Source organism: Variovorax sp. YR752 (assembly GCF_943372545.1).
In genome coordinates, this window is record NZ_CALRZC010000402.1 from 1 (window position 1) to 3,466 (window position 3,466).

The window sequence follows — 3,466 nt, forward strand, 5'->3', positions numbered from 1 at the left end:
CGACGACGTGCTTGGGCTGCTGATCGCCGCGCAGGACGACGGCGGTGGGCTGAGCGAGGACGAACTGCTCGGCAACCTGATCCTGCTGTTCATCGCCGGCCACGAGACCACCACCAACCTGATCGGCAATGGCGCACTGACGCTGCTGCGCCATCCGCAGCAACTTGCGCGGCTGCGCGAGCGGCCGCCGCTGGCCGCCAGCGCCGTCGAGGAGATGCTTCGCTTCGAGGGCTCGGTGAACATGGTGGCGCGTTCGACGACGGCGCCTTATGCCGTGGGCGACACGCTCATCCCCGCCGGCGAGCTGATCTTCTTCATGCTGGCGCCAGCCAACCGCGACCCGGCGGTGTTCGCGGATCCTGACCGTTTCGACATCGGCCGCGATCCGAACCCGCACCTGGCCTTCGGCGCCGGCATCCACTTCTGCCTCGGCGCACCGCTGGCGCGGCTGGAGGGCGAGATCGCGTTCCAGCGGCTGCTGGCGCGCTACCCGGCGCTGGACCTGCCCGACGAACCGCCGCGCTGGCGCCCGTGGATCAACCTGCGCGGCCTGGAGGCGCTGACGCTGGCGGCGCACTGAGCGTCGCCAGCCAGTCCTGCAGGCGCAGGCCGGGGCGGGCGCCCATCGCCGCCGCGGCGTCGTTGAGGTGCGAGATCACGCCGTCGGCCAGGCTCGAGCGCGCCTCGCCGATGCGGGCGCTGTGATGCGACACCGTGCAGGCGGCGATGCCCCGCGCCTGCAGCAGCGGCAGCGCGGCGATGCCGGCGTCGTCGCGGCCGACGCCGGCATCGTTGAACACTGCCAGCCGCACGCCGGCCTCGAGCGCGAAGCGGCCGGCGCTGATGCCGCCGTGCGAGCCGCTCACCACCAGCGCGCCGGCGGCGCGACCGACCGCCTCGGTGATGCTGTCGACGAGCAGCAGCTCAGGCGCGGGCCGGCCCATGGCGACGCCGTGCTCAGTCGCGCAGGGACAGCTTCAGCACGCCACCTCGGGCCCAGGCCTGCACCTCCTCCTGCAGCAGGTAGAGCGTGCGCGGGTGGGCTGCCGCCCACTCGGCGGAGAAGTCCAGCCGGGCCTGCGTGCCCTGGCGCGACAGGCGCAGCACGTCGGTCTTCACCTCGCTGCGGGCGTGGCACTTGATGACGCCCAGGCGCAGGCACAGCACCTGCCAGGCGAAGGTCTCCTGCGTCAGGCTGGTCTCGACCTTGCGCAGCCCGCCGCGCTGGCCCAGGACCAGCTCGCCGACGCGGCGCTGCTGGCTCTGCGAGAAGCCCGGCGCGTCGACATGGGCGAGCACGTAGGCGCTGTGGCGGTGGTGGTCGTGGTGCGAGACCATCATGCCGATCTCGTGCAGCGCGCAGGCCCACAGCAGCTCGCGGCGTGCCTCGCGGCCGGCGCGTGGCTGCACCTGTTCGTACAGCGCCTCGGCAACGCTGGCGACGCGCCGCGCCTGCTGCGCGTCGACCATGAAGCGGCGCTGCAGCTCGCGAACGCTGGCGTCGCGGATGTCGTGGCCGTCCTGCGCCAGCGCCGTGGCGTGAAGGCGCTCGTCGAGGTCGAAGATCACACCCTGGCGCAGCGCGCCGCGCGCCGGCTGCAGCGCGGCGATGCCGAAGTGCGCCGCCAGCGTGTAGAGGATGGCGATGCCGCCGGCGATGACGGCGCGGCGCTCCTCCTTCAGGCCCGGCAGGTCGAGCCGGTCGACGCGTCCGGCATGCAGGCAGCGCTCGATCAGCCAGCGCAGGCCGTCGGGTGTGATGCGGCCATCGCTGATGCCGCTGGCAGCGAGCAGCTGCGACACCGCACCGACCGTGCCCGAAGAGCCCAGCGCCTCGTGCCAGTGGACCGGCGCAAAGGGCTCGAGCGCCTCTTCCAGTTCGGCGCCGGCGGCCACCTGCGCGGCACGAAAGGCGGATTCCGTCAGTCGACCGTCGCCGAAGAAGCGCAGCGACAGGCTGACGCTGCCGACCTGGAAGGATTCGGCACGCAGCGGCTTGCGGCCCTGGCCGAGGATCATCTCGGTGGAGCGGCCACCGATGTCGATCACCAGCCGCGGCACGTTCGAGGGCTGCAGGCGCGCGACGCCGGCGTAGATCAGCCGCGCTTCCTCGCGGCCGGAGATGACTTCGATCGGCCGGCCGAGCACGGTCTGCGCGCGCTGCAGGAAGGCGTCGCGGTTGCGCGCCTCGCGCAGCGTCTGCGTCGCCACGGCGCGGATCTGCTGCGGCGCGAAGCCATTCAGGCGCTGTGCGAAGCGCGCCAGGCAGGCCAGGCCGCGGATGGCCGCTTCTTCGGAGAGCATGCCGTTGGCGTCGAGGCCACCACCGAGGCGCACGGTCTCCTTCAGGTAGTCGATGCGGCGGTAGCGGCCCTCGGCGAGCTGGCCGATCTCGAGCCGGAAACTGTTCGAGCCCATGTCGATGGCGGCAAGCTGGCCAGGCCACCGTGTCTCGAAGTCGAGGGTCACGCGGGAGGGAGACGGCATGCGGCGATTGTGCGGGCAATCCACGTTCGCATCGGGGTCGTGCACCGGCTCCGCGCTGTTCCTAGAATGCGCCGCTTTGACACTCGCGGAGAGCCTCATGCTGCAGCAGGAAGTCGACAGTCTGGTCCCGTCGCGCGATCTCTCGCGCCGGGGTTTCGTGCAGGCGGCGGTGGGCAGCGGCTTTGCCGCCGCGGTGCTGCCGGTGACGGCGCAGACCATCAAGACCGACAGCGAGGGCCTGACGACCGGCGAAGTGACGATTCCCGTGGGCGATTTCAGGATGCCTGCCTACCGCGCTCAGCCTGCCGGCAAGACCGGCCTGCCGGTGATCCTCGTGGTCTCGGAGATCTTCGGCGTGCACGAGTACATCGCCGACGTCGCGCGGCGCTTTGCCAAGCTGGGGTATCTCGCGATCGCGCCGGAGCTGTTCGTGCGCCAGGGCGACGCACAGTCCTACGGCGAGGTGGCCAAGCTGATCTCGGAGGTGATCGCCAAGGTGCCGGACAAGCAGGTGATGGGTGACCTCGACGCCGCGGTGGCCTGGGCCAAGGCCAATGGCGGCGACACCTCGAGGCTCGGCATCACCGGCTTCTGCTGGGGTGGCCGCACGACCTGGATGTACGCTGCCCACAACCCGGCGGTGAAGGCCGCGGTGCCCTGGTACGGGCCGGTGGCGCGCAGCTACTTTCCGGGCGACAAGGCCGCGCTCGACGTGGCCGCCAACGTGAAGGCCGCGGTGCTGGCGCTGTACGGGGCGGCCGACGGCGGCATTCCGAACGACAGCATCGAGAAGATGATCGCGGCCGTGAAGGCCGCGGGCAATGCGAAGGCGGAACTGGTGCTCTACCCGGACACGCCGCACGCCTTCCACGCCGACTACCGACCGAGCTACCGCAAGGAGCAGGCCGAGGACGGCTGGAAGCGCGCCCCGGCCTGGTTCACGGCGAACGGCGTGTGAGGGGACTGCCCCTCGCCCGAC

The 3,466-nt window shown here is 71.5% G+C and carries 4 protein-coding genes; 2 read left to right on the top strand and 2 right to left on the bottom strand.

Annotated features, from left to right (window positions below; translation table 11 throughout):
* Window positions 1-580 (top strand): cytochrome P450 (locus tag AAG801_RS41065; protein ID WP_341893624.1); only part of this gene is annotated, 580 nt, incomplete at its 5' end.
* Here AAG801_RS41065 and AAG801_RS41070 read toward each other — a convergent pair.
* Together AAG801_RS41070 and AAG801_RS41075 are read right to left on the bottom strand one after the other, a co-directional pair.
* Window positions 537-944, bottom strand: coding sequence for a hypothetical protein (locus tag AAG801_RS41070; protein WP_341893625.1), 408 nt, complete (start codon window positions 942-944; stop codon window positions 537-539). The two genes, AAG801_RS41065 and AAG801_RS41070, sit on opposite strands and share 44 nt — an antisense overlap.
* Window positions 945-957: 13 nt before the next feature.
* Entirely contained in the window at window positions 958-2,487 is a 1,530-nt protein-coding gene (locus tag AAG801_RS41075; protein ID WP_341893626.1) for a Ppx/GppA phosphatase family protein, read from the bottom strand.
* 97 nt (window positions 2,488-2,584) lie between these two features.
* Between AAG801_RS41075 and AAG801_RS41080 the strand changes: the two genes are divergently transcribed.
* Window positions 2,585-3,445: a dienelactone hydrolase family protein gene (locus tag AAG801_RS41080; RefSeq protein WP_341893627.1), complete on the top strand. Its 861-nt coding sequence runs from the start codon at window positions 2,585-2,587 to the stop codon at window positions 3,443-3,445.
* Window positions 3,446-3,466 lie beyond the last annotated feature (21 nt).

Coding starts and splice junctions, on each gene's coding strand:
- AAG801_RS41070 (WP_341893625.1), bottom strand. CDS start 944: ATGGGCCGGCCCGCGCCTGAGCTGCTGCTCGTCGACAGCATCACCGAG.
- AAG801_RS41075 (WP_341893626.1), bottom strand. CDS start 2,487: ATGCCGTCTCCCTCCCGCGTGACCCTCGACTTCGAGACACGGTGGCCT.
- AAG801_RS41080 (WP_341893627.1), top strand. CDS start 2,585: ATGCTGCAGCAGGAAGTCGACAGTCTGGTCCCGTCGCGCGATCTCTCG.